The organism is Arthrobacter methylotrophus, assembly GCF_039539965.1.
GTDB classification, from domain to species: domain Bacteria; phylum Actinomycetota; class Actinomycetes; order Actinomycetales; family Micrococcaceae; genus Arthrobacter; species Arthrobacter methylotrophus.
On sequence record NZ_BAABED010000001.1, the window covers coordinates 2,641,022 to 2,667,736 of the forward strand.

General features: G+C 63.1%; 28 protein-coding genes, 7 tRNA genes, 2 pseudogenes and 1 riboswitch. Of the genes and pseudogenes, 23 read left to right on the top strand and 14 right to left on the bottom strand.

Annotated elements, in window-relative coordinates; translation table 11 throughout:
- Nucleotides 1-9: 9 nt before the first annotated feature.
- The 10 genes from ribA to ABD884_RS14070 form a co-directional block, all read right to left on the bottom strand.
- Nucleotides 10-711, bottom strand: coding sequence for a GTP cyclohydrolase II (ribA, locus tag ABD884_RS14025; protein ID WP_345046752.1), 702 nt, complete (start codon nt 709-711; stop codon nt 10-12).
- On the bottom strand, nt 708-1,328 hold the full coding sequence (gene ribB, locus ABD884_RS14030; protein ID WP_376954744.1) for a 3,4-dihydroxy-2-butanone-4-phosphate synthase: 621 nt from the start codon (nt 1,326-1,328) through the stop codon (nt 708-710). The genes ribA and ribB overlap by 4 nt, the downstream gene beginning before the upstream one ends.
- A gap of 71 nt (nt 1,329-1,399) precedes the next feature.
- Nucleotides 1,400-2,038: a riboflavin synthase gene (locus tag ABD884_RS14035; protein ID WP_028266816.1), complete on the bottom strand. Its 639-nt coding sequence runs from the start codon at nt 2,036-2,038 to the stop codon at nt 1,400-1,402.
- Nucleotides 2,038-3,186 (bottom strand): bifunctional diaminohydroxyphosphoribosylaminopyrimidine deaminase/5-amino-6-(5-phosphoribosylamino)uracil reductase RibD, encoded by a 1,149-nt coding sequence (ribD, locus tag ABD884_RS14040; RefSeq protein WP_345046758.1) that lies wholly within the window; start codon nt 3,184-3,186, stop codon nt 2,038-2,040. Before ribD ends, ABD884_RS14035 begins: the two co-directional genes overlap by 1 nt.
- Nucleotides 3,183-3,314 carry a hypothetical protein gene (locus ABD884_RS14045; RefSeq protein WP_345046761.1) on the bottom strand — a complete coding sequence of 44 codons (132 nt, stop codon included), beginning with the start codon at nt 3,312-3,314 and terminating at the stop codon, nt 3,183-3,185. Before ABD884_RS14045 ends, ribD begins: the two co-directional genes overlap by 4 nt.
- 84 nt (nt 3,315-3,398) lie before the next feature.
- A riboswitch (FMN riboswitch) is annotated at nt 3,399-3,552 on the bottom strand.
- Nucleotides 3,553-3,631: 79 nt separating this feature from the next.
- Nucleotides 3,632-4,294 carry a ribulose-phosphate 3-epimerase gene (gene rpe / locus ABD884_RS14050; RefSeq protein WP_028266814.1) on the bottom strand — a complete coding sequence of 221 codons (663 nt, stop codon included), beginning with the start codon at nt 4,292-4,294 and terminating at the stop codon, nt 3,632-3,634.
- Nucleotides 4,295-4,385: 91 nt separating this feature from the next.
- Nucleotides 4,386-5,936 carry an RsmB/NOP family class I SAM-dependent RNA methyltransferase gene (locus ABD884_RS14055; RefSeq protein WP_345046771.1) on the bottom strand — a complete coding sequence of 517 codons (1,551 nt, stop codon included), beginning with the start codon at nt 5,934-5,936 and terminating at the stop codon, nt 4,386-4,388.
- On the bottom strand, nt 5,933-6,853 hold the full coding sequence (gene fmt / locus ABD884_RS14060) for a methionyl-tRNA formyltransferase (protein WP_345046777.1): 921 nt from the start codon (nt 6,851-6,853) through the stop codon (nt 5,933-5,935). Before fmt ends, ABD884_RS14055 begins: the two co-directional genes overlap by 4 nt.
- The gene (gene def, locus ABD884_RS14065) at nt 6,850-7,416 is read right to left on the bottom strand and encodes a peptide deformylase (RefSeq protein ID WP_345046779.1); all 567 of its coding nucleotides are present in this window, start codon (nt 7,414-7,416) and stop codon (nt 6,850-6,852) included. The genes fmt and def overlap by 4 nt, the downstream gene beginning before the upstream one ends.
- Before the next feature lie 51 nt (nt 7,417-7,467).
- Nucleotides 7,468-8,349 carry a cytochrome gene (locus ABD884_RS14070; protein ID WP_345046782.1) on the bottom strand — a complete coding sequence of 294 codons (882 nt, stop codon included), beginning with the start codon at nt 8,347-8,349 and terminating at the stop codon, nt 7,468-7,470.
- 178 nt (nt 8,350-8,527) lie between these two features.
- Between ABD884_RS14070 and ABD884_RS14075 the strand changes: the two genes are divergently transcribed.
- From ABD884_RS14075 to acs, 3 genes are all read left to right on the top strand, one after another.
- Entirely contained in the window at nt 8,528-9,676 is a 1,149-nt protein-coding gene (locus ABD884_RS14075) for a GGDEF domain-containing protein (protein WP_345046787.1), read from the top strand.
- A gap of 134 nt (nt 9,677-9,810) precedes the next feature.
- Entirely contained in the window at nt 9,811-10,485 is a 675-nt protein-coding gene (locus ABD884_RS14080) for an acetate uptake transporter (protein WP_345046790.1), read from the top strand.
- Between the two features lie 6 nt (nt 10,486-10,491).
- The gene (gene acs, locus ABD884_RS14085; protein WP_345046793.1) at nt 10,492-12,471 is read left to right on the top strand and encodes an acetate--CoA ligase; all 1,980 of its coding nucleotides are present in this window, start codon (nt 10,492-10,494) and stop codon (nt 12,469-12,471) included.
- A gap of 85 nt (nt 12,472-12,556) precedes the next feature.
- Here the strand turns inward: acs and ABD884_RS14090 are convergent.
- Nucleotides 12,557-12,631 (bottom strand) — tRNA-Val (locus tag ABD884_RS14090).
- Between the two features lie 283 nt (nt 12,632-12,914).
- On the opposite strand from ABD884_RS14090, the gene ABD884_RS14095 reads away from it, so the two are divergent.
- The 6 genes from ABD884_RS14095 (at nt 12,915) to ABD884_RS14120 (ending at nt 13,614) form a co-directional block, all read left to right on the top strand.
- Nucleotides 12,915-12,987, top strand: a tRNA-Gly gene (locus tag ABD884_RS14095).
- Nucleotides 12,988-13,042: 55 nt separating this feature from the next.
- Nucleotides 13,043-13,113 (top strand) — tRNA-Cys (locus tag ABD884_RS14100).
- Between the two features lie 41 nt (nt 13,114-13,154).
- Nucleotides 13,155-13,229, top strand: a tRNA-Val gene (locus ABD884_RS14105).
- 57 nt (nt 13,230-13,286) lie between these two features.
- A tRNA-Gly gene (locus ABD884_RS14110) sits at nt 13,287-13,359 on the top strand.
- A 47-nt stretch (nt 13,360-13,406) separates the two neighbouring features.
- Nucleotides 13,407-13,481, top strand: a tRNA-Val gene (locus ABD884_RS14115).
- A gap of 57 nt (nt 13,482-13,538) precedes the next feature.
- Nucleotides 13,539-13,614, top strand: a tRNA-Gly gene (locus ABD884_RS14120).
- A gap of 101 nt (nt 13,615-13,715) precedes the next feature.
- Here ABD884_RS14120 and ABD884_RS14125 read toward each other — a convergent pair.
- The gene (locus tag ABD884_RS14125) at nt 13,716-14,123 is read right to left on the bottom strand and encodes a hypothetical protein (protein ID WP_345046796.1); all 408 of its coding nucleotides are present in this window, start codon (nt 14,121-14,123) and stop codon (nt 13,716-13,718) included.
- A 309-nt stretch (nt 14,124-14,432) separates the two neighbouring features.
- Here ABD884_RS14125 and ABD884_RS14130 point away from each other — a divergent pair, with 309 nt between their 5' ends.
- From ABD884_RS14130 to ABD884_RS14150, 5 genes and pseudogenes are all read left to right on the top strand, one after another.
- Nucleotides 14,433-15,842 (top strand): amino acid permease, encoded by a 1,410-nt coding sequence (locus ABD884_RS14130; RefSeq protein ID WP_376954742.1) that lies wholly within the window; start codon nt 14,433-14,435, stop codon nt 15,840-15,842.
- A 110-nt stretch (nt 15,843-15,952) separates the two neighbouring features.
- Nucleotides 15,953-16,051, top strand: a pseudogene (locus ABD884_RS14135) (antitoxin); the annotation flags it as partial.
- Between the two features lie 288 nt (nt 16,052-16,339).
- Nucleotides 16,340-16,765 (top strand): benzoate/H(+) symporter BenE family transporter, encoded by a 426-nt coding sequence (locus ABD884_RS14140; RefSeq protein ID WP_345046800.1) that lies wholly within the window; start codon nt 16,340-16,342, stop codon nt 16,763-16,765.
- Complete coding sequence (locus ABD884_RS14145; protein WP_345046803.1) at nt 16,720-16,878, top strand: benzoate/H(+) symporter BenE family transporter; 159 nt, start codon at nt 16,720-16,722, stop codon at nt 16,876-16,878. The genes ABD884_RS14140 and ABD884_RS14145 overlap by 46 nt, the downstream gene beginning before the upstream one ends.
- A complete protein-coding gene (locus tag ABD884_RS14150) occupies nt 16,851-17,003 on the top strand; it encodes a hypothetical protein (RefSeq protein WP_345046805.1) in 153 nt (50 codons plus the stop codon). The genes ABD884_RS14145 and ABD884_RS14150 overlap by 28 nt, the downstream gene beginning before the upstream one ends.
- Before the next feature lie 18 nt (nt 17,004-17,021).
- Here ABD884_RS14150 and zapE read toward each other — a convergent pair whose 3' ends face one another.
- Complete coding sequence (gene zapE, locus ABD884_RS14155) at nt 17,022-18,059, bottom strand: cell division protein ZapE (RefSeq protein ID WP_028266805.1); 1,038 nt, start codon at nt 18,057-18,059, stop codon at nt 17,022-17,024.
- Nucleotides 18,060-18,267: 208 nt separating this feature from the next.
- On the opposite strand from zapE, the gene ABD884_RS14160 reads away from it, so the two are divergent.
- From ABD884_RS14160 to ABD884_RS14170, 3 genes and pseudogenes are all read left to right on the top strand, one after another.
- A complete protein-coding gene (locus tag ABD884_RS14160) occupies nt 18,268-19,191 on the top strand; it encodes a sulfurtransferase (RefSeq protein ID WP_345046807.1) in 924 nt (307 codons plus the stop codon).
- 89 nt (nt 19,192-19,280) lie between these two features.
- Nucleotides 19,281-19,736, top strand: a complete 456-nt coding sequence (locus ABD884_RS14165; RefSeq protein WP_345046810.1) for a SufE family protein — start codon at nt 19,281-19,283, stop codon at nt 19,734-19,736.
- A 17-nt stretch (nt 19,737-19,753) separates the two neighbouring features.
- A pseudogene (locus ABD884_RS14170) lies at nt 19,754-20,002 on the top strand (YbaK/EbsC family protein); the annotation flags it as partial.
- 112 nt (nt 20,003-20,114) lie between these two features.
- Here ABD884_RS14170 and ABD884_RS14175 read toward each other — a convergent pair.
- Nucleotides 20,115-21,365 (bottom strand): alpha/beta hydrolase family protein, encoded by a 1,251-nt coding sequence (locus ABD884_RS14175; RefSeq protein ID WP_345046812.1) that lies wholly within the window; start codon nt 21,363-21,365, stop codon nt 20,115-20,117.
- Nucleotides 21,366-21,506: 141 nt separating this feature from the next.
- On the opposite strand from ABD884_RS14175, the gene ABD884_RS14180 reads away from it, so the two are divergent.
- From ABD884_RS14180 to ABD884_RS14205, 6 genes are all read left to right on the top strand, one after another.
- Entirely contained in the window at nt 21,507-21,998 is a 492-nt protein-coding gene (locus tag ABD884_RS14180) for a hypothetical protein (protein ID WP_345054803.1), read from the top strand.
- A gap of 13 nt (nt 21,999-22,011) precedes the next feature.
- Nucleotides 22,012-22,503, top strand: a complete 492-nt coding sequence (gene msrB / locus ABD884_RS14185; protein WP_345046817.1) for a peptide-methionine (R)-S-oxide reductase MsrB — start codon at nt 22,012-22,014, stop codon at nt 22,501-22,503.
- A gap of 172 nt (nt 22,504-22,675) precedes the next feature.
- Nucleotides 22,676-24,052 carry a DUF6421 family protein gene (locus ABD884_RS14190; RefSeq protein WP_345046821.1) on the top strand — a complete coding sequence of 459 codons (1,377 nt, stop codon included), beginning with the start codon at nt 22,676-22,678 and terminating at the stop codon, nt 24,050-24,052.
- A complete protein-coding gene (locus tag ABD884_RS14195; RefSeq protein WP_345046824.1) occupies nt 24,052-24,819 on the top strand; it encodes an SDR family oxidoreductase in 768 nt (255 codons plus the stop codon). Before ABD884_RS14190 ends, ABD884_RS14195 begins: the two co-directional genes overlap by 1 nt.
- A gap of 9 nt (nt 24,820-24,828) precedes the next feature.
- Nucleotides 24,829-25,941 carry a threonine aldolase family protein gene (locus ABD884_RS14200; RefSeq protein WP_376954696.1) on the top strand — a complete coding sequence of 371 codons (1,113 nt, stop codon included), beginning with the start codon at nt 24,829-24,831 and terminating at the stop codon, nt 25,939-25,941.
- 61 nt (nt 25,942-26,002) lie between these two features.
- A complete protein-coding gene (locus tag ABD884_RS14205; protein WP_345046825.1) occupies nt 26,003-26,668 on the top strand; it encodes a DUF3000 domain-containing protein in 666 nt (221 codons plus the stop codon).
- Nucleotides 26,669-26,715 lie beyond the last annotated feature (47 nt).

Consider the following 26,715-nt stretch of genomic DNA (forward strand, 5'->3'; position numbering starts at 1 on the left):
TTGATCCGTTCAGTCTTGGTCGAGTTCGAAAGTGCTGGAAGAAGTATGGGTACCCGCTGGCTCAGTATCGCCCAGGGTGAGGCGGTGGTCCATGCGGTCCTTCTTGGTTTGCAGGTACCGGAGGTTTTCCTCACGAGACGGGACCTCGGTAGGCACCATCTCGACAACCTTCACGCCGGCCGCGGCAAGTCGGTTTTGCTTGTCCGGGTTGTTGCTCAGGAGCCGGATTTCGTGAAGGCCAAGTTCCGCAAGGATCTGGGCGGCGGCCTTGTAGCAGCGGGCGTCAATCGGGAGGCCCAGTTGTTCATTGGCCTCAACCGTGTCGAATCCGGCTTCCTGGAGTGCATAAGCCCTGATCTTATTGGCCAAGCCAATGCCACGGCCCTCCTGTCCACGCAGGTAGAGCAGCGTACCGCCTTCATCCCGGATCAGCTCAAGGGCGTAGGCAAGCTGTTCGCCGCAATCGCAGCGATACGAACCAAAGACGTCACCTGTCAGGCACTCGGAGTGCAGGCGCACCAGCGGCGCTTTGCCCGCCCGCGGCGTGTTCGGCGAACTGACCGCCAAGTGCTCAGCGCCGGTCACGTGGTCGGTCCAGGCCTGTGCCACGAACACACCGAACGCAGTGGGTAGCTGGACAACCGGGCCGCCGCTCACTGGGTGAGGCGTGCGTGCGGCCGTGCCGCCGTCGTGCGTTGTCGCTGTAGTCATCGCTGCTCCTCGTTTCGTGCCGGAAGTACGGCCTGGTCTTCACCCTCCGCCGCTGCCAGATAGGCCACAAGGTCCTCGATCGAAATCAGAGGGCACCCATGCTCTGCCGCGAACTCCCGGAGGCTGTCCAAGCGCATCATTTCGCCATCGTCATGTACCAACTCGGCGATCACACCCACTGGGGCCAGGCCCGCAAGCCGGCAAAGATCAACTGCCGCTTCCGTGTGTCCGGGGCGTTCACGCACTCCCCCTTTAACGGCCCGGAGCGGAAAAATATGCCCGGGACGGGTGATGGATGAGGCTGTGCTGCTGGAATCGGCCAGAATTCGGGCCGTCAATGCCCGGTCCGTGGCCGAAATACCGGTGCTCACGCCCACGGCGGCATCGCAAGAGACCGTGTAGGCCGTGCCTTTCGCGTCTTCGTTGACCATGACCATGGGCGGCAATGCCAGCGCGGCAGCCCGCGACTCCTCGAGGGGAACGCAGATGACTCCCGAGGTGTAGCGGATAGTCCAGCCCATGAGGGCGGGCGTCGCGTGCTCGGCGGCGAAGATGATGTCGCCTTCGTTTTCCCGGTCCTCGTTATCCACCACGATGACGGGACGTCCGGCCGCCATGGCCTGCACGGCCTTCTCAACCGGATCAAGTCCCTGGCGCACCGCCGTGGCACTCCTGTTGTGCTCGGAGCTCACAGTGCAACCTCCCCGGCAGTTGCGGGAGCACGGAAAGACAACAGCCGCTCGGTGTACTTCGCGAGAACGTCCACTTCGAGGTTGACGCGGCCACCGGTGGCCTTGGCTCCGAGTCCCGTTTCGTCCAGGGTGGTGGGAATGAGGCCCACCTCAAACCAGGGGTTCTCTTCGTCAGCCGGGCTGACGGCGGTGACGGTGAGCGAAACGCCGTCGACGGCGATCGATCCCTTTTCGGCGATATACCGGGCCAGCGGAACCGGCACTCCGAAGCGGAGGCGGTCCCAGTTGCCCTGCGACTCGCGTTCAAGAAGCCGCCCGACGCCGTCGACGTGCCCCTGCACGACGTGGCCGTCCAAGCGGCCCCCGGCCTGTACGCAACGTTCCAGGTTCACCGTGTCGCCAGCCGCCAGTTCACCGATGGTGGTCCGGTCAAGGGTTTCGCCCATCACATCGACGCTGAACTCCTGGCCGTCCAGCTCCGTAGCGGTGAGGCATACGCCGTTGACGGCAATCGAGCCGCCCAAGGCGAGCCCTTCGGTGGTGCTGGGGGCCGTCAGGCGCAGCGTGGCGCTAGCGTCACCCTCGCGCTCGACGGACAGGACCGTGCCTTGCTCAGCAACGATTCCGGTAAACATCAGTGTCCTCCTGTGGTGTTGTCCGGGGCATCCTTGCCCTGGAATGGTTCATGGTGTTCGTCGTGGGATTTCCACGCGGGTTTGTTTCCGTCGCTCGGTCCGGACCTCAGATGGAGCCGGAGGTCGCGGCCCAACGCATGGACTGCACCCCCGGCGGCATCGTCCCAGTTCCATTGCTGGGCATCCGCCAGGGTGAAGATGCCCAGATCACCCAAGGCCGGTGTACCCGCACCCAAAAGGGTGGGCGCAAGATAGACAATCAATTCGTCGACGAGGCCCGCGGCCAGGAAAGCACTCAGTATTCTGGAACCGCCTTCCACCATGACATGCCGCACGCCTTCGGCGAACAGCAGTCCCAAAGCTTCGGCAGGATCCCGGGTTGGCAACTGGATGAACTTGCCGTCAGTCCCCCGCACCGCGGCATCCGGCGGGACCTCCCGCAATCCCATCACGGCCCGGATCGGCTGGCTGGCCGACTCCTGGCCATCCACTTCCCGGGCCGTCAGCCGCGGATTATCGACGAGGACAGTTTCGGTGCCAACCAGGATCGCATCGATCAAGCGGCGCAATCCGTGGTTATCGGCCAGCGACTCGGGGCTGGAGATCCATTGGCTCGTCCCGTCCGTGGCCGCAATCCGGCTGTCCAAGGTCTGCGCGATGTGGAGTGTGACGAACGGACGCGTGGCGTCCACCGCATGGAACCATTCGCGGTTTAGATTCAAGGCCTCCGTCGCGGCTAACCCGGACTGCACGTCCACACCCGCAGCGCGCAAAGTACCGGCACCTCCGGCAGCGGGATCATGGGGATCGTCCACGGCATAGACCACCCGCGAAATCCCGGCATCAATGATCGCTTGCGCACAGGGTCCGGTGCGCCCGGAGTGGTTGCAGGGCTCCAAGGTCACCACCATGGTGGTCCCGGTCAGGTCCAGCCCCCTCGCCTTCGCCTTCGCAATCGCATCGGCTTCGGCGTGGGCGCTCCCCGCTCCGCGGTGGTAGCCCGTGACCAGCTGCTCTCCGCCGGGCCCGAGCACAACCGCTCCAACCAAAGGATTGGCCCCGCGGTGCCCCCGGAGAGCAACGTGCAGCGCAGCGTCCATGGCTGCGGACTCGGCGTCCGAGAAGTTCCGGTTCAGCTCCTCGCTCATGAGAAGACTCCTGCGATCCGCACTTTGGAGATCGCCCAGTCGGAGATATTGCCTGGCACTTCGCGAAGCACAATGACAGATCCAGCTACGGGAATCTGTGCTTCGAAGAGCCATCGCAGAATGCCCATGTCGTTCCTTCCCTCGAATGCCGCGATGGCTCCGGGGGGTACGACAGCGCTATGCGGGGCGCACTGGGCGCCCGAAGCATGACTGTACGTGCTTCTCCCATCCAGACTTTAACTGTCGGTACCGGAATTTCACCAGTTCAACCGTCCGCCGTCGTGGTTCCTGGAAGGAACCTCGACGGCTCGCGGGTCGCGGACTATAACCGCCGGTTCGGAATTACACCGACCCCGGAGCACGTATGTGTGTTGTTATTGTGACACAACTGGGGCCTTGGCCGATGTATTCCCGGCCGAAGATGCAAACATTTACGTCATTGTTGTCACATTGCCGCCAACCCCGCGGCCCGCAACCGCTCAATAGCGGATGCGGGGTCCTCATGGCCGTAGACGGCGGATCCGGCAACGAACACATTTGCACCGGCCTCTGCCGCCCGGACAATGGTCTCCTCGGTGACGCCGCCGTCAACCTGCAGGGCGACGCCAATGCCGGAACCGTCGATCGCGGCACGCGCCCGGCGGATCTTGGGCAACGTGACATCCAGGAAGGACTGCCCGCCGAAGCCCGGTTCCACAGTCATGATGAGTAGCATGTCCAGCTCTGAAAGCATGTCCAGATACGGTTCCACCGGCGTCGCCGGACGAAGCGCCATACCCGCCTTGGCACCGCGAGCACGGAGCTCACGCGCAAGCTTAATGGGGGCCATCGCGGCCTCTGCATGGAAAGTCACGGAAGCGACGCCCGCGTCGGCGTAGGCCGGCGCCCAGCGGTCGGGGTCGGCGATCATCAAATGGGCGTCGAGCGGGACCGGGCTCACTGCCTGGATCCTCTCCACAATCGGCAGTCCGAGCGTCAGGTTTGGCACAAAGTGGTTGTCCATGACATCGACATGGACGGCGTCGGCATTGTTGATTCTCTTCAGCTCGGCTTCCAGGTTCACGAAGTCCGCGGACAGGATGCTCGGGTTGATGCAGCACTCGGTCAAGGCAGTCCCCTCAGGGTTGGTGGCGCTCGTAGTTGTGGGAAATCCCCAGCTTAGGCAGGTGGGGCCTTCGGACGGGGAAGGTCGCTGAAGGTTAAGGCTTCTTCCGGATGAGCGCCAGGAACATCGCATCCGTTTGATGCACGTGCGGCCAAAGTTGTGCCGTCAACTCGTGCCCGGCACCCAAGTTGCCCGTCAGGCTGACAGCGTCCAACGCCGCTCCGGCGTCGATCTGCTCCAGGTCAGTCCTCTTGCGCAGGACGTCGCTGACGACTGCGGTGGTTTCCGCCGGGTGCGGCGAGCAGGTCACGTAAGCCACTACGCCGCCCGGTTTGACGGCGTCGATGGCCGACTTGAGCAAGTCACGCTGCAAGGGACCAAGATCGGCGAGGTCTTTGGGAGTCCTGCGCCAGCGCGACTCAGGACGGCGACGCAGTGCACCAAGGCCGCTGCAGGGAACGTCAACCAGCACCCGGTCGAAAGTCTCCGGCTGTTCCTCGCCGACGTCGCGCCCGTCGCCCACCCGCACGGTCCAGGCATTCGCGGGAACTGCCGCGAGCGCTTGGCTCACGAGCTTTGCCCGGTGTTCCGCGGGTTCGTTGGCCAAAAGAGTTGCACCTTCTTGATGAGCGAGGGCGGCCAGCAGCGCAGCTTTGCCGCCGGGACCGGCGCAGAGGTCCAGCCACTTCTCACCGTCCTTGGCGAGCTGTCCAAGGTCCACCGCCGCGACGGCCCGGGCCACCAATTGGGACCCAACGTCCTGGACGCGCGTAGTGCCTTCACGGATGGAGGACATGCGGCCGAGGTCGCCGCCGCTGGACAGTGCTGAGTCGATCACGAGTTCACCGGGTGTGGCCCCGTTCCCGAGGGCTTCATCAAGAGTGCCGATGCCGGGCAGCGCCACCAAGTTCACCACGGGGGCTGCGTTGTCGGCTTCAAGGAGTTCCGTGATTTCGCTCGCGGGACGGCCATGCATGACGAGCGACTGGCGCAACGCCCTGACAATCCATTCGGGGTGCGCGTAGCGTACGGAGGCGATCTTGGTTTCGTCGGTCTCGTTTTCCAGCAGGTGGTCGAGCCACTCCGGCAGCGTCCTCGCGGTGACTCGTCGGAGCACTGCATTGATCAGCGACGACGGGCCAGCTCCGATGACTGCCCGGGCCAGCCCTACCGTCTGGTCGAGTGCGGCGTGAGCAGGAACGCGCATGGCGAGCAACTGATGGGCGCCGAGGCGCAACGCATCAAGCACTGCCGGATCGAGTTGGGCGAGCGGGCGGTCGACGCACTCGGCGAGGACGGCGTCGTACGTTCCCTGGCCGCGGAGAGCCCCGTAGGCCAGCTCGGTGGCGAATCCGGCGTCGCGCTTGTCGAGGTGATGGTGGCGGATCCGTGACGGCAGCACAAGGTTTGCGTAGGCGTCTTCTGAAGCGACTGCACGTAAGACTTCGAAGGCCACCAATCGTGCCGGATCCGCTCGCCGGGTGCGCTGCGACGGTGCATTGGTGGAGAAACCCCGCTGCGGACCCCTGTTGCGTTCGCGACCTTGGGCGTTGCGGTTACTTTCGCCGCGGGCACCGCGGTTTCCGTGGCCGCCGCCGTCCCGGTTCCCGCTGTTGTTGGGGCCGCGCCGGCCGGACTCACTCATTCGAATTCCACGCTTTCTGGTGTTGCCAAACCACGGGCCCAATCGGCCGGCGGCATCATCTTCTTGCCCGCAGGCTGGATCCGTCCGAGCTGCACTGCATGCGAGCCGGTCCCCACAAGAACGTTCTTGCCATCCACCCGGACTTGGCCGGGTGCCAGGTCGCGGGTGTCCGGGCGCAAGGCGACGGGTTCCAGCTTGACCCGTTGCCCGTCGAGCATGGTCCAGGCGCCGGGTTCGGGCGTGACGCCGCGGGACCTGCGGTTGAGGGCCAGGGCCGGCTGGGTCCAGTCGAGCCGGCCGTCGTCGAGTGTCAGTTTGGGAGCAAGCGAGACGTCTCCCTGCTGCGGCTGAGGGGCGGCTTGGCCGGCGTCGACGGCGGAAAGCGTTTGGGTGAGTAGGATGGCGCCACTGCGCGCGAGCCGTTCCAGCAGATCCCCCGCAGTGTCGTCGGGCCGAACGGTTTCCGTTAAAGTCCCGAAGACGGGGCCGGTGTCGAGTCCTTCTTCCAGGAGGAAGGTCGCAGCTCCGGTGATGTCGTCACCTGCGATGACGGATCGCTGCACAGGTGCGGCGCCGCGCCACGCAGGGAGGAGGGAGAAGTGGAGGTTGATCCAGCCATGGCGTGGTATCCCGAGGGCGGCTTGGGGGACGAGGCCTCCGTAGGCCACGATCGCCGCGACGTCGGGCGCGTATGAAGCGATCCGCCCCGTGGTCTCTTGGTCCACCTTGGACGCATGGATGATGTCGATGCCTAGTTCCGCTGCGCGGGCTGCCACCGGCGACGGCGTCAGGATCCGTTTGCGGCCGGTAGGCGCATCCGGCCTGGTCAGCACCGCGACGATCTCGAAGCCTGCATCGATCAGCGCGTCCAGAGAAGGCACGGCGACGGCTGGGGTGCCCGCAAAAAGCACCCTCATTGGGCAGCCCCGAAACTGCCGAAGCTGGATCCGACCGTGTTGGCACGCTTGGCGGTGGTCCGATCAGTTACGGAGTGGTAATTTGCCGCGCGGATGGCGCGGAGGGCGGCTTTGCGGTCCTCGCCTTCGAGGCGGTCAGTGAAAAGGACCCCGTCCAAATGGTCGGTCTCGTGTTGGAAACAGCGGGCGAGCATGCCCTCCGCCTCGACCGACACGGGTTTGCCGTTGATATCCATTCCGGTGGCCCGGGTCGTCCTGCGGCGGCTAACCGGGAAAGCGAGTCCCGGAATGGAGAGGCAGCCTTCCACTTCGTCCGGCTGGAAGTCATCGCTGTTCTCCAGCACGGGGTTGATGATGTGGCCTTCCACGCCGCCGATCCGGTACGTGAATACCCTTTGGCTCACGCCAACCTGCGGGGCGGCGAGCCCGGCACCGTCCACGTCTTCCATGGTCTCCGTCATGTCCGACACAAGTTTGGCGAGCTCAGGACCGAATTCCGTGACTGGATCAGCAACCGTGCGGAGCACGGGATCGCCGATGATACGGATACTCAAAATGGCCATGTGCTGTCTTTCCTCACGATCGGCAAAACTTCGGGGCCCGGAAAAGGGCGCCTAGTCCAGTTTAGTTGAGCCTGCGGGCGCCGCTGTGGCGGTGTACGACGGCGGAGCTACAGCAAGCAGCGCCGTACCCGCCGCAGCAACATCAGCAGACATCTCCCACACCCGCTTCAAGGCGCAGAATTTCCACCAATGGTGCTTGAGGACGTCCGGATTGGCCCGCTGGGGACGGACTTCCGTCTCGCCGATGGCCACGGCAAGGAGGACGGGGTTCTCTCCGTATTTCCACGGTTCCCACTCCCCTGCCACCGGATCCACCAGGCTTTCCTCGGCCTTCATGCCGGCTACGAGTTGCATCACCACCTTGTCGTCAAGGGGTTTCACCGTTCCATCACGAGCGGTGCCTTTGGTCTTGTAGTCGATCAAACAGACCCTCCCGTTGATTTTGGCCACGAGGTCCAGCGTTCCGGCGTAGCCGACGCTTGAGTTCCACACGGTGATCTCGGGTGCAATGGGCTCCACCCGGTATAACTCCCACCATTCATCGAAGCGGTCCGCGAAGGCTTCTTCGCCGTTTGAAGCTAGCTCTTCGCGCGTTTCCTTCATTCGGTGCGGGCGTCCTAGGGCATGGATGGCCACTTGTTCGCAGTAGTTATGGACTCGATCGCCGCGGCGTGCGGCGTCGTCCCGGTAAACCTCCGCTGCCTTGGCGGCTTTGTTGACAGCCTGCCGCATCTTCGCGGGGCTGGAGAGATGCTGGGGAAGCTCCGGATCTTTTGCCAAGCTGCTGGCCCCCATATAACCGAACCAGCCGTCCAGGGAGTGGGCCTGCTGGCCGATCACCGTGGTGATGGAAGGGACCGAAAAGGACTCGGCCGTGGACCGGGCATACATCCGGCCATATTCGGTAGCGTGGGCAAGCAATGGATCTGTCATGGGAAAACTCTTTCACACACCACTGACAAGAAGGCGCGTCGGCTCGGTCTCCTCCATCGCAATGAGGGCGCGCTCACGCCGTCCCCTTCGTAACTAATCGGGCACTCATGCATGGCGATCCTGCTTTCTTGACCCGCGATGCCATAATTGGTCACGTCCTCGGCTACGGGAGCGAACAATGGTCCTCGATGTATCAACACTGCGCGTGGTTCTTGGCGTGGTCGCTCTCACCCTGCTTCTTCTGTTTTATGCATCGTTCAGGCGCACGCGCTCGCCGTACAGCGGATGGTGGTGCATTGCCCTCCTTTTCTTTCTTTCAGGGAACCTGGCTTTTCTTTTCAATGGGACGCCGCAGCAATTCTGGGCAAATCCGACGGGGAATGTCCTCTTGGTGGGTGGGGCGTTCAGTGTCTGGTCCGGCGCCCGCTCGCTAAGAATGTTGCCGCCGCCAAAATGGCAGTTTTCGGCGGCGTGTGGCGTCACGGCGTTCGCCTCGATATTGGAAAGCCCTGCTCACAACACGTGGTCCGGGGGCCTGGTTTATCTGGGCTTCATGACGTTGGGCATCGGGCTGGCGTCGCGCGATCTTTGGCGCCTGGATTCCAGCTACTCCCACGTGCACAAATCGATGGCCCTGGCCGCGGCATTCCTGTCTGCTTACTATTTCTGCCGCCTGTCCGTATATTTCGTCGAAGGGCCGACAGGTCCGGACTTCCGCCTGTACTTTGGCCCGTCCATGGCCAGTCTGGTCACGTTGATACTGCTGGTTGCCGTGTCTTTCAGCATGACAGCCCTCAGTAACGATCAGTTGATCAACCGGCTCAGTGAACGCGCTGCCCACGACAACCTGACCGGCCTCCTCAACCGTGGCACTTTCATAGACCTTGCCACCAAGGAACTTCAGCGACTACACACCACAAACTCCGTCGCCTCCCTGGTCTTGGCCGACCTGGACCACTTCAAGGGGATCAACGACGAGTACGGCCATGCCGCCGGTGACGCCGCGCTACAAGCCTTCGCTGCCGCCTGCACTGAGTCGGTACGGTCCACCGACCTGGTTGGACGCTACGGCGGTGAAGAATTCATCCTGCTCCTACCAGGAGCCAACCAGGAGCGGGCCGAGAGCATCGCGGCCGACATCAGCCGTGCCTTGGCAGCAACCGGGAGTCTCGACCATCTCCAGATTCCGACGGTGAGTTATGGAGTGACCTCCAGCCAGCACGGCGCCGTCGGCCTCACCGCAATGATTGCTGCCGCCGACGCAGCCCTCTACCAAGCCAAATCGCTCGGGCGGAACCGCGTGGTCAGCGCCGGTCCGCCTTCTTGAGAATCAATATGTGATTTGCGTCAGAGTATATTGTGATTTGCGTCACGGCACTTTTCAATATCGACTTGCACACTCAGGTGTACTCTGATATAAGTCACCGGCAGTGGAGCTGGTGCCGACCAAGGAGTCGTACCATGAGTGTCGAATCTAGTTCTGCCGCGGGAACCGTCCCGGCCGATAGTGGTCACCGGGCTGCAAATCCCCTATCAGCCCAAGGCCCTGTAATTTCTCCACAGGCGAGCCCCAGCCCCCCATTTGCCGATCCGGCTGCTTTGGGTTTGGGCGCTTTCGCAATGACGACGTTCGTCTTGAGTGCCATTAATGCCGGCCTGATCGTCAAAGCCGACGAACCCGTTGTCTTGGGACTTGCACTTTTTTACGGCGGCCTCGCACAATTCGGCGCAGGTATCTGGGAGTTTGCCAACCGCAATGTCTTCGGTGCGACCGCTTTCTGCTCGTACGGAGCGTTCTGGCTCTCGTTCTGGTTCTTGAGCCAATTCAGTGCAGCCAGCCTTCCCGCCGCCGACGCTGGCAAGGCTGTGGGCCTTTACCTGCTGGCCTGGGCAATCTTTACGGCCTACATGACCATTGCCTCGTGGCGCGTCAGCCTGGGCGTCTTTGCGGTCTTCGTCTTCTTGACCCTCACGTTCATCGCGTTGTTCATCGGCGCCTTCGCGGGGGCAAGCGGCATGACGATGCTGGGCGGCTGGCTGGGCCTCGTGACGGCGCTCATTGCTTGGTACTGCTCCCTCGCGGTCGTCGCGAACTCCACCTTCAAGCGGACCGTGCTCCCGGTGGGGCGACGGTGACCGGTGATGGCCGACTACCCGACAGAATCGGATGAAACCCTCGCGAACCTGCTGCATGAACAACGGCGATTCCCCCCGGAAGCCGGCTTTTCCGCCGAGGCCAACGCGACGTCGTCGGACTATGACATGGCCGACGACGACAGGCTGGCGTTCTGGGCCCGCCAGGCGGAGCGGCTGGATTGGTCGCAAAAATGGACCGAAGTCCTGGACTGGTCCAACGCGCCATTCGCCAAATGGTTCGTCGGGGGCAAACTCAATGCCGCCTATAACTGCCTGGACCGGCATGTGGCCGCCGGTCGCGGAGACAAAGTCGCCTACTACTTTGAAGGAGAAGGCGGAGACACCCGTACCATCACCTACGCCCAGCTCACGCACATGGTCTGCCAGGCGGCGAACACCCTGAGCGATTTGGGCGTCACTGCTGGAGACCGGGTGGCCATCTACATGCCGATGATTCCGGAAACCGTGGTGTCAATGCTGGCTTGCGCCCGAATAGGAGCCCCCCACACAGTCGTGTTCGGCGGGTTCTCCGCGGACGCCCTCCGGACGCGGATCCACGACTGCGATGCCCGGATTGTCATAACCTCCGATGGCGCCTACCGCCGCGGCAAGGCTATCGGGCTGAAGTCCGCCGTTGACGAGGCCCTGCTGGACTGTCCCGACGTCCGCAACGTCCTGGTGGTCCGTCGCACCGGCCAGGAGGTCGGCTGGACACCGGGGCGCGATATCTGGTGGCACGAATCAGTTGAGCTGGCTTCCGCCGATCACCAAGCCGAGGCATTCGACGCCGAACATCCGCTGTACGTGATGTACACCTCGGGAACCACGGGCAAGCCCAAGGGCATTCTGCACACCACCGGCGGCTACTTGACCGCCTGCGCCTATACCCACTGGGCCGTGTTCGATCTCAAAGCCGAGTCCGATATCTTTTGGACAGCCGCGGACATCGGCTGGGTGACCGGGCACAGCTACATCGTGTACGGGCCTCTGGCCAACGGCGCCACCTCCGTGCTCTACGAAGGCACTCCTGACACGCCGCACCAAGGCCGCTGGTGGGAAATCATCGACAAGTACAAGGTCTCGATTCTCTACTGCGCGCCGACCGCTATCCGGACGTTCATGAAGTGGGGCGCCCAGATACCGGCCAAGTACAGCCTCGGGAGCCTGCGCGTCATCGGCACGGTAGGCGAGCCGATCAACCCTGCCGCGTACATGTGGTATCGGGAGAACATCGGGCACAGCCGGACGCCTGTGGTGGACACCTGGTGGCAGACCGAGACCGGGTCGATCATGATCAGTCCCCTCCCTGGAGTCACGGCAGGCAAGCCCGGCGCCGCGATGAAGGCCCTCCCGGGGGTCGTCGCCGACGTCGTGGATGACTCGGGTGCATCGGTCGCCAACGGTTCCGGCGGCTACCTGGTGCTGAGGGAACCCTGGCCGTCCATGTTGCGCACCATTTGGGGCGACGACGACCGCTACGTCGAGACGTATTGGTCACGGTTCCCGGGGCTCTACTTTACGGGCGACGGCTCGAAAAAGGACGAGGACGGGGATATTTGGCTCATGGGACGAGTAGACGATGTGATGAACGTGGCAGGGCACCGCCTTTCGACCACGGAAATCGAATCGGCCCTCGTCTCCCATGCGAAAGTCGCCGAAGCCGCCGTCGTCGGCGCTACGGACGAAACCACTGGGCAAGGCATCGTCGCCTTCGTCATCCTCCGCAGCGAGGCGGGCGACGGCGGTCCGGAGGTCGTGCAGGAGCTTCGTGAACATGTGGCCAAGGAAATCGGCAAGATCGCTCGGCCCCGACAAATCATGGTGGTGGCCGAGCTTCCCAAGACCCGGTCCGGCAAGATCATGCGACGGCTGCTCAAAGACGTCGCACAGGACCGGCCGATTGGAGATGTCACTACCCTGGCGGACTCGTCGGTGATGGACCTGATCAAGGCCGGCATGCCGGGCGGCGCGGGAGGCTCGCACTAGCCGACAGCATCCGGACCGACAGCATCCAGGCAGCGCAAAGGAGCCCTTCCGGCCGGAAATTTCTGCGGCCGGAAGGGCTCCTTCTTGGTGGGCGATACTGGGTTCGAACCAGTGACCTCTTCGGTGTGAACGAAGCGCGCTACCACTGCGCCAATCGCCCGTGCACAAGAAGACTAACCGACCCATGCCGGAATTCAAAAATCGGGATGCCATACGGAATGATGCCATACGGAATAGCGACCAGGAGACCCGGCGAACTCCGTAATACCGGAAGCGAATCACATGGGTGTAACTCGCAAAATCCGCGCCGATTCAAGGAACTTACGCCCATTGCCGACCATTCGGACAGATCGATTTGGAGTTTCCCCGAACCTCCTATAGAGTTTTTACTCGTCGGAAAGCGACGGAATGTCCCTTGCGGGCAGGCCGCCGAATAAGGCTATGCGGACGTAGCTCAGCTGGTAGAGCACCACCTTGCCAAGGTGGATGTCGCGAGTTCGAATCTCGTCGTCCGCTCGCAGGACACTGTCACGGCATGAACTTCTTGGAACTCCAGGAATCGTGCTTACACGGTGGGTTGGCCGAGAGGCGAGGCAGCGGCCTGCAAAGCCGTATACACGGGTTCGAATCCCGTACCCACCTCGGTGAAAACCTTGGTTTCCGGTCCAGGCCGGATTGCATTTGGGCGATTGGCGCAGCGGTAGCGCGCTTCCCTGACACGGAAGAGGTCACTGGTTCGATCCCAGTATCGCCCACCAGAGCAAGGCAACTTGCTTGATGATGAAAGTCCGGTTCGGCCGGTACGGCCATCATGTGCGGACGTAGCTCAGCTGGTAGAGCACCACCTTGCCAAGGTGGATGTCGCGAGTTCGAATCTCGTCGTCCGCTCTTGTTTTCCACGTCCCGGCAACGGGCCGGTCGGCTCACGCCGATCCGGGCGATTGGCGCAGCGGTAGCGCGCTTCCCTGACACGGAAGAGGTCACTGGTTCGATCCCAGTATCGCCCACCAGAGCAAGGCAACTTGCTTGATGATGAAAGTCCGGTTCGAGCGGAACAGTCATCATGTGCGGACGTAGCTCAGCTGGTAGAGCACCACCTTGCCAAGGTGGATGTCGCGAGTTCGAATCTCGTCGTCCGCTCCACGTTTCCCTGTCCGGCAAGCGCCGGCATTCACAGCCGTATCATCCTCCAAAGCAGCTCCGCGGGAGCTGCTTTTTTTGTGCCCCGGGCAGGGTTATAGGAGTTATAGGACAAAACGTGTGGAAATCCCGGGCGCGTCGGGTCGTGCGGGGATCGTTTTCGCTCGGATGTCGGATTCTGCTCCATCATTCGAATGGACAGATTCCGGTCCCTCGCACGGGACCGGCAACTTCGGCGAAGAGAATGATCCAGCAAAATCCGACGGTGTCCATAGATCGTCGACCTGGACCTGGTCATGGACCTCGCCGGTCACCGGGATCCGCGGGGCAATGTTCCAGCACCAGGCCGTGCGGCGGCGGAATGACCGGGCGGCGCCGAACGAAGTGAGCGAAGACTCATTGGAGGTGCCCATCAGCCAGCCAAAGAACGCCTCGAGCTCGGAGCGTCTGCCGACGTCCTGGCGTTCACGGAGCGGCGAGCCCGCAGCCCAGACACCGGCAGCGCTGCTCACCCGCGGCCGCCTTTCCGTTCCGCACCAACGCCTGACCGCAGCCACCCTAAGCGTCCAAAGCTTAGCTACCCCCGAAATTCACCCGCCAACACCGGGAAGCAAGCCCCTCCCATACATACGTTCTGTCTCATACCCCGGCACGCCGCCCGCATGTGGCTCGCCCGAAGATTCGGCGGGCCTAATCAATACCGCTCAGCAAAAATCACTTTATCCAACGTGATTTGGATCGCATACTTTTCTTCAGGTCTCATTCGTCCACGCCAACCGGCAGGAGCAACGGTGAATCAAGAAACACTTGTCCGATCGATCATGCGGAAGAAACCCATTGACGACATCGAGGAGGAGAGCAAGCACAGCGGGCTCTTCAAGAGCCTGGGCCTTTGGCAACTGACGGCCATCGGCGTTGGCGGCATCATCGGCGTCGGGATCTTCTCCCTCGCCGGACTCGTGGCGCATGGAAGCAAGGACACCCCGGGCGTAGGCCCGGCTGTGCTGATTTCATTCCTGATTGCTGGCCTTGCGTCCGCCGCTGCCGCCCTGTCCTACGCGGAATTCGCCGGAATGATCCCCCGCGCCGGTTCGGCCTACACCTATGGGTACGTTGCCTTGGGCGAGGTCATCGGATGGTTCATAGGCTGGGACCTCCTGTTGGAGTACATCGCCATTGTCGCCGTCGTCGCGATCGGCATTTCCGGTTACTTTGATGCGTTCCTTTCCGGGATCGGCCTCCACATGCCCGCTTGGATGACCTCGACGGTGGACGAAGGGAATGGCGGTGTCATCAACCTGCCGGCTATCCTGGTCTGCCTGCTGGTCACCTGGATCCTCAGCCGCGGAACCAAGGCATTTGGCCGCTTCGAACTCGTTGCAGTGGCCATCAAGGTAGTGCTCATCCTGTTCATCATCGGCCTGGGGATCTTCTACATCAACACCAAGAACTACAACCCGTTCATGCCCAGCGGCTTCGGGCCCGTGCTGGCAGGCTCGGCCACGGTCTTCTTCGCCGTGTTCGGCTACGACGCCATGAGTACAGCCGCCGAGGAAGCTACGGATGGCAAGAAGCACATGCCGAAAGCGATTGTGCTGTCCCTCGTCATCGCCATGCTCCTTTACGTTGCGGCGACCTTGGTGCTCACCGGGATGCAGAACTACAAGGACATCAACCCCACCGCCGGCTTCGCCTCCGCATTCACCGGCGCCGGTCTGCCCGTCATCGCCACCATCATTTCCGTATTCGCGGTCCTGTCCATCCTGACCGTGATGCTGACCTTCCTCCTGGGCGTCACCCGGGTCTGGTTCTCGATGAGCCGCGACGGCCTGCTTCCCGGATGGTTTGCCGGAACCGACAAGCACGGCACCCCGCAGCGCGTCACATGGATCGCCGGCATTGCCTCGGCCTTGCTCGCCGGAGTCTTCCCCATCAAGGCCGTTGCCGATCTGACCAACATCGGCATCCTCGCGGCGTTTGTGGTGGTGTGCTTGGCGGTGATCGTCTTCCGCTACAAGAAGCCCGACGCTCCGCGCACCTTCAGGCTGCCCCTCATGCCTTTGGTGCCTGCCTTCGGCGTCCTAGCCTCGGCCTTCCTCATGATCCAGTTGCACTGGGAAACCTGGCTCCGCTTTGTGGTCTGGCTGATGGTCGGGCTGGTGATCTACTTCACCTACGGTCGTAAGCACTCGCTCATGAATCCGGAAAGCCCACGTCACCAACAAGCGTGACTCCTCAGGAAAACCATTTGACATCCCAGTCACGCAATCGCTTGGCACCTCCTGAGTCTCGGGTTAGGATCGAGAACGGAGGAGCGAACTGGCTCCGCGATTGAAGGGAGGTGCCCGTGGGATTACTTGACGATCTGAAGGGCAAAGCTCAGGGCCTCATTGGTGGCAATGAAGAAGCCATCAAGTGCGGCATCGAGAAAGCCGGTGACGCAGGCAAGGCTCCGGCCTAGGCGGCTCCCTCCACGGATGAGGCTCCGTAGCCGGTCTTTCCGGCCAGAGCTCCCGATTACAGTTACGTCAACGGGGCACCGGTCCCGCCGCGAGGCGCCGCCGGTGCCCTAGGCGTTTAATCGCCTGGGTTTTGCTTCGCCCGCCCGCTGGCTGCGCGCCGGCTCGGTTAACGTGAAGGACTATGCCAGCGTCACCCCTCCACACCGGACAGCCACGTCCTGTTCCCGCCTCCCGGCAACTGTCCCGCCCCCCTTGTGGCTGGGATCGTGACGGCGTTGGTCGGTTTCACTTCATCCTTCGCCGTCGTGCTCGCGGGCCTCAAGGCGGTCGGGGCCACACAGGAGCAGGCCGCCAGCGGACTGTTCTCCTTCACCCTCACCTTCGGGCTCGGCGTGCTCTGGCTTTCCTGGCGGTCTCGCTTGCCCGTCACGCTCGCGTGGTCGACGCCGGGCGCGGCGCTCCTCGCGGGAGCCGGCGTGCCCGGCGGCGGGTGGCCCGCCGCCGTCGGCGCCTTCCTTATCGCTGGAGTACTGATCGCCCTGACCAGTCCCTGCCGGGCTCCTGGTGGCCCTCGCCGCCATCGGCATCTACACGTGGCGGTCAACGGCGTAAGTATCCCGTCCAACGGGCTCTTGCCCGAATTGCGGTGGAGGCTCCGTTCGGCGGACATGCGATTAACCTGGCCGCACTGAGTGCCGCCCTGGCTGCCGGGGAAGAAGCTGGCGAGGACAGGGGCAGGCGCTGGATCGCGGCCTTCACCAGGGCCTGGCCTACCTCGTGCTGGCAGCCTTCTCCGCCGCGCTAGTAACCGTCGTGGCAGCGGCACCGGCGTCCGGCCTCAGTTTCGCGGGCGTCGGCGCCGCATTCTGGGCGCTTGCCGCCGGAATCCTGGTCCGCTGGGTGCTGAAAGACCGGGAACGCCGAAATTAGGGCGGGGCAGCAGGGTCCCTAGGAGGGTTCGTGGTTCTGGCCCTCGCGCGCCAAGGCGGTCAGTCGGGACACAGCACGGAAGTATTTCTTCATGTAGCCGCCGGTCATCATTTCCTCGGTGAAGAGCTTGTCGAACGGCACGCCGCTGGCGAGGATCGGGACGTCCTTATCGTACAAACGGTCGGCAAGCACCACGAAGCGGAGGGCGACGGCTTGCTCCGTAATGGTTTCCACATCCCGCCATACGACCGCGTCGATTCCAGCGATCAGCTTTCGATAACGGCTGGGATGGACACCGGCGAGATGTTCGATCAGGCCGCGGAAGTCATCCATGGCCACTGTCTGGCCATCGAACTCGGCGTACATTTGCCGTTTGAGGTCTTCCGTCTTCAAGGGAGCCGGGGCGGCCGGCAATCCACGGTGGCGGAAGTCTTCGCCGTCGATCCTGACGACATCGAACTGGTCCGCGAGGACCTGGATCTCGCGCTGGAAGTCGACGGCGGCAAAGCGGCCATCTCCCAATGAACCAGGCAAGGTGTTGGAGGTTGCGGCGAGCTTCACGCCGGCGTCGGCCAGCTCACGCATGAGGCGGGACATCAATACCGTGTCGCCCGGATCGTCGAGCTCGAATTCGTCAATGCAGACAAGCTTGTAGCTGCTCAAAGCGTCCACGGTCTTGCGGAACGACAGGGCACCCACCAAGTTGGTGTACTCCACGAATGTTCCGAAGGCCTTCGGCCCCGGCGCGGAGTGCCACAAAGAAGCCAGCAGGTGGGTCTTTCCGACCCCGAACCCGCCATCGAGGTAAATGCCTGCCCTGCCGTTGACCTTCTTGCCGAAAAAGCGTTTGAACAGGCCATCTCCGTCACCGGCGCCTACCGTCGCCCCAAACGCTTCCAGGGACTTGACTGCCGCCGCTTGGCTCGGTTGGTTCGGATCGGGCCGGTAGCTGTTGAAGGACACTTCTCCGAACCGTGGCGAAGGGTAGAAACCCTTGAGAATCTCGTCCGCTGAGACCGCCGGTGTGCGTGCGGCGAGCTGTTCGATCTGTACCAATGCGGTCCGTTCTTCGTGTCGTAAGTCCCCAGCAAGAATACCGGCAATGGCATGGCCCCGGCGGACACGTGATGAAGGCCATATTTCACCATATGAACGGAAGGGAGCTTTAGTCCCCGGGCATCGATACTGTGGATTCAATGCCGGGTAGGTCCTATCGTCCGGCGCCGCCCGGTGTCAGTGAAAGTGTCAGTGAAAGGCCATAGCTATGTCCTACCCCGTTGAACAGAACGAGAAGTTCGCCGCGTACGCCCACCCCGAACGCCTGGTGTCCACCGAATGGCTTGCCGCGGCCATTGAAGGCGGCGCCCTCGGCGACGGCAAGCTGGTTGTTGTCGAATCCGACGAGGACGTTCTCCTGTACGAGACCGGCCACATTCCGGGAGCAGTCAAGATCGACTGGCACACGGACTTGAACGATGAAGTCACCCGGGACTACGTAGACGGTGCGGCTTTCGCGGCCTTGGCAGCCGCCAAGGGTATCTCCCGCGACACCACCGTGGTGATCTACGGTGACAAGTCCAACTGGTGGGCCGCCTACGCTCTCTGGGTGTTCACGCTCTTTGGCCACGAAGACGTCCGGCTCCTGGACGGTGGCCGCGACAAGTGGATTGCCGAAGGCCGCGATATCACCACTGAAGTGCCGCAGCCTGCCCGGGGCGAGTACCCCGTTGTCGAACGCAACGATGCACCAATCCGTGCCTTCAAAGACGACGTCCTGGCTCACTTCGGCAAGCCGCTCATCGATGTCCGCTCCCCCGAGGAATACACGGGCCAGCGCACGCACATGCCGGCCTACCCCGAAGAGGGTGCCCTGCGCGGCGGCCACATTCCCACCGCTGCCTCCATCCCATGGGCACGCGCTGCCGCCGAAGACGGCACCTACCGCAACCGCACTGAACTTGAGGACCTCTACCTCGGCGAAGCCGGCCTCGCAGCAGGCGACGACGTTGTGGCGTATTGCCGCATCGGCGAACGTTCCAGCCACACCTGGTTCGCCCTGAAGTACCTGCTCGGTTTCGAAACGGTCCGCAATTACGACGGTTCCTGGACTGAGTGGGGCAATGCCGTGCGCGTACCGATCGCCAAGGGCGCTGAGCGAGGATCCGTCCCCGCACTCGCCGGAAAGTAGTCCGGAACCTCTGTGCCTTGCCATCTTGGACTGGGCCATTTTGAGCGATCCAGAGCCAAAGCTGCCCGGACGTGCGTAAGCTGGAAGCGATGAGTACCAATACTTTGCCCGCCGCATTGGCGGAAATTGTCGATGACTTCCAGGCACTGACCGAGCCGGACCGCCTTCAGCTCTTGCTTGAGTTCTCGCGCGAACTCCCGGCGTTGCCGGAACGGCTTCTGGACCACCCTGAACTGCTGGAGCAGGTGGTGGAGTGCCAGTCACCCCTGTTCCTGACCGTTGAACAGGAACAGAAGCCCGACGGCGTGGCCTACCGTTTGTTCTTCAAGGCACCGCCGGAGGCGCCCACCACGCGCGGCTTTGCGGGTGTCCTGCGCGAAGGCCTGGACGGATTGACTGCCGCGGAGATCCTGGCTGTTCCTGATGACATGCCGGAATTGCTGGGCCTTACGCGGGCCATCACGCCGTTGCGCATGCGTGGCATGACCGCCATGCTGGGGCGCATCAAGCGCAAGGTCGCCGCGGCGGACCGTTTGTCGTCCTGAGCCGGAATACACCGCGAATGGCCAAGAAACAGGCTTCTCAGGGAACGCCGGCCACAGCCATATTGGCTGCGGCCGGCGTTCCCTTCACTCTGCACCCGTATGCACACGATCCTTCGGCGGCCAGCTACGGGCTCGAGGCGGCGGAAGTCCTCGGAATCGAGCCTGGCCGGGTCTTCAAGACTCTGATGGTCGACGTCGAAGGCAAACTTGCCGTGGGAATCGTTCCGGTCAGTGGAACCTTGGATCTCAAAGCAATCGCCGCGGCCTGGACATTGAGCTAGATCCTGCGGACCTTATCCGGCTGACCGGCGCCCGTACCGCTCCGATCGGCAGCCACGCCACTAGCGGTCGCTGGGTGCAGGGCAGGCAGCGGTGCGCTCAAGCCGACGCCGGGCCGACGCGGGGAGTGAGCCGCGGAGCGAGCCACGAATGCACCAGCCGCTCCCACTTCTGCGGATCCACGTTCCACTCTTTGGTGTGCCGTGCGCCTTCGAAGGGTTCGAAAGTGACCATGTCCGGGTTCTTCTCGGCGAGGCTGGCCGAGGGTTCGTACGGTACGTACTCATCGTCCACGCTGTGGATCACCAGCGTCGGAGTACGGAGTTCGACGGCGCGTGTATCCCAGTCCATGGCCTTCAAGTCGACGGGTGCGGCCAGGCCGGTGAGGCGGCGGCCCAAGGGGTGCCCCAACATCAGCTGCCCGTAGCGACCCACCGCGTACGGGATCCTGTTGAGCTGCGCGTGGTGTGCCAGGACGTTGACCCAGTCGATCACCGGCGCGTCCAGGACCATGGCCCTGATGACATGGCGGTGGTGCGAGAGGTCGGCCGTCTGGAGGCAGATCGCACCACCCATCGACCATCCGAACAAGACCACCTCGTGGGCACCATGGGCCAGCGCGTATTCAATCGCCGCATCGACGTCGCGCCACTCCGTGGATCCCAAACCGTAACGCCGGTCCGGGGCGGACGGCGCCAGGCCGTCGTTCCGGTACGAAACCAACAGGCTGTCGAGGCCTAGATCGCGAGCGCTGCGCACTGCGCGCAAGCCTTCGACGCGGGTGGCACCGCGGCCATGGACCATGATTGCCCACACTTTCGCGGGCTTGCCTGCGCCCGACGGGATCAGCCATGCCGGCGCCTGGCCACCCTCGACGTCGATCTGCACTTCTTCCGAATCCAGGCCAAGCACCGCCGGGGAGTCATAGACGGCACCACTCCACCACCCGCGCCGGGCTTTTGCCAAGTCTCCGCTGTACACTTCTTCGACTTCGCGCTGCACCGTACGTTCCGCGGGCGAATAGGACACGATCCGCCCGATTCGCGCGAACCCGGTGCCACCTGCGAAGTAGAGGCTGAACACTCCATCGACGATGCTGTCCGGGGTAGCTGCCAGGATGACCTGGAGTCCATGGTCTCCGCGCACCACCGCCAGCACTTCCTGGTCAGCCTCGCGTTCGGACGGGGTGATGACGCGGCGGGCGAAATAGGCTGCGAGTGCCGAAGAACCGGCGCCCAGCAAGCCGGCGATGCTGCTGCCGGCAATGATTCCTGCGACGGCCCATTTGGCGCGGGTGGACATTTTCGCACCGTTCTCGGCGGTTGGTGCGGCTCGGGTCATGGATGCCATGTGACCATTGTCCCGGTTGCGGAGCCGTCCTTTGCACAGCACTGTTCACCGGCGTTGCCTCCCGAGCGGGCCAGCTACGCCGAGAACAGAATTGCCGGACCAAATCATGCTCCCGGCGCGGCTCCGGTCTACGCTGTAGCCATGAGTGATCCAATCGTCATCCTTACTGAAGAGCCTCTCGGCCCGGAAGACCGTGTCAATATTGCCAAACTGCTCGACGGCAGCGACTCGCCCGTGGTGGTGTTGGTGCCGGCGAACACCGAAAGGCACTTGCTGGTCGACTTCCTCGAAAACCTTTCGATGCTCGAAGTAGCCAAGGCATTTCGGGACCTTGTCGGCGAGGCGCCGACTCCCCAATCGGAGCGTGCGCAGGCCGCGGAAGCCTTGTCTGCCTCCCTGATGGCACTCGAGGGGCTCGGTGGCGGAGTTACCGGTGAAATCGTCGACGGCGGTGCCGTGGCCGGCTTGGTGTCCAAAGTCAAAGCGCTCAATGCGGCGCAGGCAGTGGTGATCACGCGCCCCCACGCGATCACCGATACCTTCCATACGGACTGGGCGAACAAGGCCCAGGACCAATTGGGGTTGCCGGTGCTTCATCTCTATGCGGGATCGGGATTTATCGGCGACTCGTAAGCGTTGAGAGATCATGAGCACTGCAGATAACAGGAAGTACTTCCAAGCCGCAGACCCCTTGGCCGGGGTCCCCCTCCAAGAAGTTCCGAAGGACGGGCAATGCGTGGAGAAGACGGATGCGGAGTGGCGCGAGGAGCTTACCCCGGAAGAGTTCAGGGTGCTGCGCCAGGCAGGAACGGAACGGCCCTACACGGGAGAGTATTGGGACACCCATACCGCCGGTGTCTACCAGTGCAGGGCCTGCGGCGCAGAGCTTTTCACGAGCAACGAAAAATTCGATTCCCATTGCGGTTGGCCGTCCTTCTGGGCCCCGCTCGCGGAAGGCACCGTCCGATACCTGCATGACCGTACCGTGGGAATGGAACGGGTGGAGGTCCGCTGCGCCAATTGCGATTCACACTTGGGACACGTTTTCGAGGGTGAGGGCTACGGGACGCCCACTGACCAGCGGTATTGCATCAACTCCGTTTCGCTCAAGCTTGTCGAGTCCCCCGCCGGACAATAGCTCCAGCGCCCGGCAGTCCCGGGGGCCAGCCCTCGCCGGGCTGGATCTCCGGGTGCCGGCGGAGCCATTTTCAACAGATTTTCTTACGCTCGAGCCACTTTTGAATTAGTTACTCTGACCGATTGCTACGCTCGCCTCAGAACAATATTTCTTGAGGAAGGCACCGTCGTCGATGACAACTACCGCTAGCATCGCCCGCCCGCGCATCACGTCCGATAACCGGGACTGGGTCTCGCTGAAGACCGCAGCCACTGCCCTGCAACCTCTGCAGAGCCGGGATGGCTCCATTCAGGATCCGGCACACCACGGCGCTGCGCAAGAATACACAGCCACCATTATCGAATCCATCAAGCGTCTGGGCCCGGCGTTTCCCCACGATGTCGCGTACCTTGAACTCTTGATCGAAGATTTCGCTCGGTGGGCCGATTCCGGATTCGGAGTCCCGGACTTCCTCGACTCGCTGCTGGCCTTCCAGCCCCAGGAACACCGCGAAGACGGACTCCAGCACCTCGTGGTATTCCCCATGTACACCCAGAACGGCAGCACAAGCCGCCTCGTGGAGGCCGTCCTGATCGAGGTCATCTGGCCCGAGTTCATCGGCGACTTGGAGTCCGGCGACTACTCCAACAAGCTCTTCGTGCCCATCCGTTTCCTGGACTTCACTCCGGGGTATGACACCAATTCCGCCGTACTCTTTCCAGAGACAGTCGCAGTGAGGGAAACGCCCGCCTTTACGTGGGGCGCCATCTTCGCCGACCGTGAAGCCGCCCGCTTCCGGCGTGTGCTCAAAGCAGCCGCGGCAACAACATCCCTGCAGCTGCCCGCAGGTGCGGCGGAGCTTTTGGATGACCAGGAACTCACGCAGCGGACCTTCGTCATGTGGGACCTGATCCATGACCGTACCCACATGCGCGGCGATCTTCCCTTCGATCCGTTCATGATCAAGCAGCGGATGCCGTTCTTCCTTTATTCGCTCGAAGAGCTCCGGTGCGACCTGACAGCCTTCCGGGAATCCGTCCGCATCGAGAAGGACGAGGCTGCTTCCCCTGACGCCCGACGCCACGCGAAGCTCGTCCAGTACGCCGTCATCTTCGACCGGATCTTCCGCTTCGCCATCACGGGAAACCGGGTGCGCAACTACGACGGCCTCGGCGGCCAACTCCTCTTCGCGTGGATGCACCAGCACCACGTCCTGCACTGGACCGACAGCAAGCTCAGCATCGATTGGGACGAAGCCGCCGACGTCGTCGTCGAACTCGGTGCCCGGATCGAGGAACTCTATTGGCGCTCCATCGACCGTCCGAAGGCTGCCCACTGGCTCGCGGCGTATAAGCTCATTTCCGGTACGGTCACTCCGCATCCGGCTTCGGTTTGGGCGAAGGGCCCGGAGGCACTGCCGCTCGACGGGCCGCCCCGCGGCCTCACCGACCAGGTGCTCGACGATGAATTCCCCCTGTCCATGTTCTACGAAGCCTTGGAGAAGAAAATGCGCCCCATCATCGAATCAACCACGGGCATCACCGGCACCAGCGGACCGGCCGCAGCCTGATGGTTAGCGAGCAGCTGACCATCCTCGTTACAGGTGGCAGCAACTCCTCCGGCATTGCCGTTGCCCGCGCCTTCACGCTGGCCGGGCACCGGGTCTTCACGGTCGGCTCGGACGAGGCCCGCATCAAGGCTGCCGCTTCCCAAGCGGGCGCCGACGTCACTCCCCTGGTGTGCGATCTTTCCCGGCTCGAGGCAGTGCGGGAACTCGCGTCGGCGATCCACGGGAGCGCTAAAAGGGTCGACGGCGTGATCCACTTGGTAGGAGGGTGGCGCGGCGCCAAGGGAATCGAAGATCAACCGGACGAAGACTGGACTGCCCTCGAACAAAGTGCCATCACCACACTGAGAAACGTCTCCCGGGTCTTCTACCAGGATCTCGAGTCCTCCCCCATGGGACGTTTCGCGATGGTGAGTTCGACGGCGGTCGCAGCACCCACCGCCGGAGCCGCGACGTACGCGGCGGCCAAGGCTGCTGCGGAGACTTGGACCTTGGCCTTGGCCGATGGGTTCCGACGTGATCAATCAGGCAAGCCCGGCAACCCCAGCAACCCAGGAAACCCAGAAAACAACGACGAACCCACGGAGCAGCACAGCGCCGCCGTCGTCTTCGTCGTCAAGTCACTGCTGGATGCCGCGATGCGGAAGGCACATCCCGAGCGGAAATTCCCCGGGTACACCGACGTCGACGATTTGGCGACAGCCGCCGTCGGGCTCTTCGACAAGCCGGCGGCAGAACTGAACGGACAGCGCCTCCTCCTGGCCAAATAGACTGAAAGCGTGAACGAACAAGTGACGAGCATTACTGAAGAGAACCCGGTCGCCCTGCCTTCGGAAGCCACGGGGCGCCTCCACGATCCCTCAGTCCGGGGATTCGCCTCGGACAACTACTCCGGCGTCCACCCTGAAATCCTGGCGGCCCTGGCCGCGGCCAACGGCGGCCACCAGGTCTCCTACGGCGAGGACCAGTACACGGAACGGCTCCACGAAGTCATGGAACAACATTTCGGCGAAGGCATCGAGTGTTTCCCGGTCTTCAACGGCACGGGCGCCAACGTGTTGTCGTTGCAGTCTTTGCTGCCGCGTTGGGGCGCCGTCATTTGCGCCTCGACCGCCCACATCAACATGGACGAGAACGGTGCCCCGGAGCGGATCGGCGGGATCAAGCTCCTGCAGGTCCCCGCCCCGGACGGCAAGCTGACTCCCGAACTGATCGACCGCGAGGCCTGGGGTTGGGGCGATGAGCACCGTGCGCAGCCGTTGGCCGTGTCCATCACGCAAACCACGGAGCTCGGCACCTGCTATACACCGGAAGAAATCCGCGCGATCGCGGACCACATCCATGCCAAGGGCATGAAACTGCACATGGACGGTGCCCGGCTCGCCAATGCTGCCGCCCATCTTGGAGTGCCATTGCGGACGTTCACCCGCGACGCCGGCGTCGACATTCTGTCCTTCGGCGGCACCAAGAACGGACTCCTGTTCGGCGAGGTCGTCGTTGCGCTGAATCCCGAGGCCGCCCACGGACTCAAGTTCCTACGCAAGATGAACATGCAACTGGCCTCCAAGATGCGATTCATCTCGGTCCAGTTCATCGCACTTCTGGAATCCGGACTGTGGCTTCGCTCCGCGGAGCACGCAAACGCCATGGCTGCACGGCTGCGTGCCGCCGTCGACTCCATTGAGGGTGTGGAGCCTACCCAGGCTACCGAGTCCAACGGAGTTTTCGCGGTGCTGCCCGCCGGCGTCGCCGATCGCCTCCGTTCCTCCTTCAAGTTCTACGACTGGAACGAAGCGAACCGCGAGGTGCGCTGGATGTGCTCCTTCGACACCACGGAAGAGGACATCGATTCTTTCGTTGCCGCCATCAAGCGCGAGCTGGCCCCGGCATAGGCCTGCGTGCGGGGCGGCGTGGCTTCAGGGTTTCGCCGCCCCGGGCACATAATCTGCGAAGGTGAACGCACTCGCACAGGTTCCCGCGGATTTTTTGCATGCGTTGGGAACGCTACGAAAAGCACAGTGCCGGAGCGAGCTGCGGCTCGCGGAGATTCCGGCACCGTCCCGCTTGGCCCCCTACGCTGTAGCCCTGGGGGCCGAGGTCTTCAGCCGTTCGACGCGTCCGGTCCGGACTCCTGTCCATGGCCCTGCAGCCATGGCGTTTACCCACGAGAACCCCTCCGGACCCGCCAGTACGGCCGATGATAATGATGACGAGCTTGCCACGGGCAGATTCATCCTCCTCCATGACCCGGACGGCTCCGCCGTGTGGGATGGGGAATTCCGGATCGTGACCTACATCCGGGCACAGCTGGACGCCGAGATGGGCAACGACGCGATGCTCGGTTCCGTGGCCTGGACGTGGCTCGTGGACGCCCTCGAAAGCCAATCCGCGCAGTACCGGGCGGCGGGAGGTACAGCCACACGCATCCTGTCGGAGAGCTTCGGTACCTTGGCTGAAAGACCGGAAACCATCGACATCGAACTTCGCGCCTCGTGGACGCCGGCGTCTTCCGATGCCCAGGCACATCTGGAGGCCTGGTGCGACATGGTCTGCACGTTCGCCGGGCTCCCTCCCTTGCCTCCCGGCGTCACACCCCTGCCACGTCGGCGGCTCACCTGAACGCCGTCGGGGTGCTCTGGAATGCGTGGACGGACCGGCCACGCACA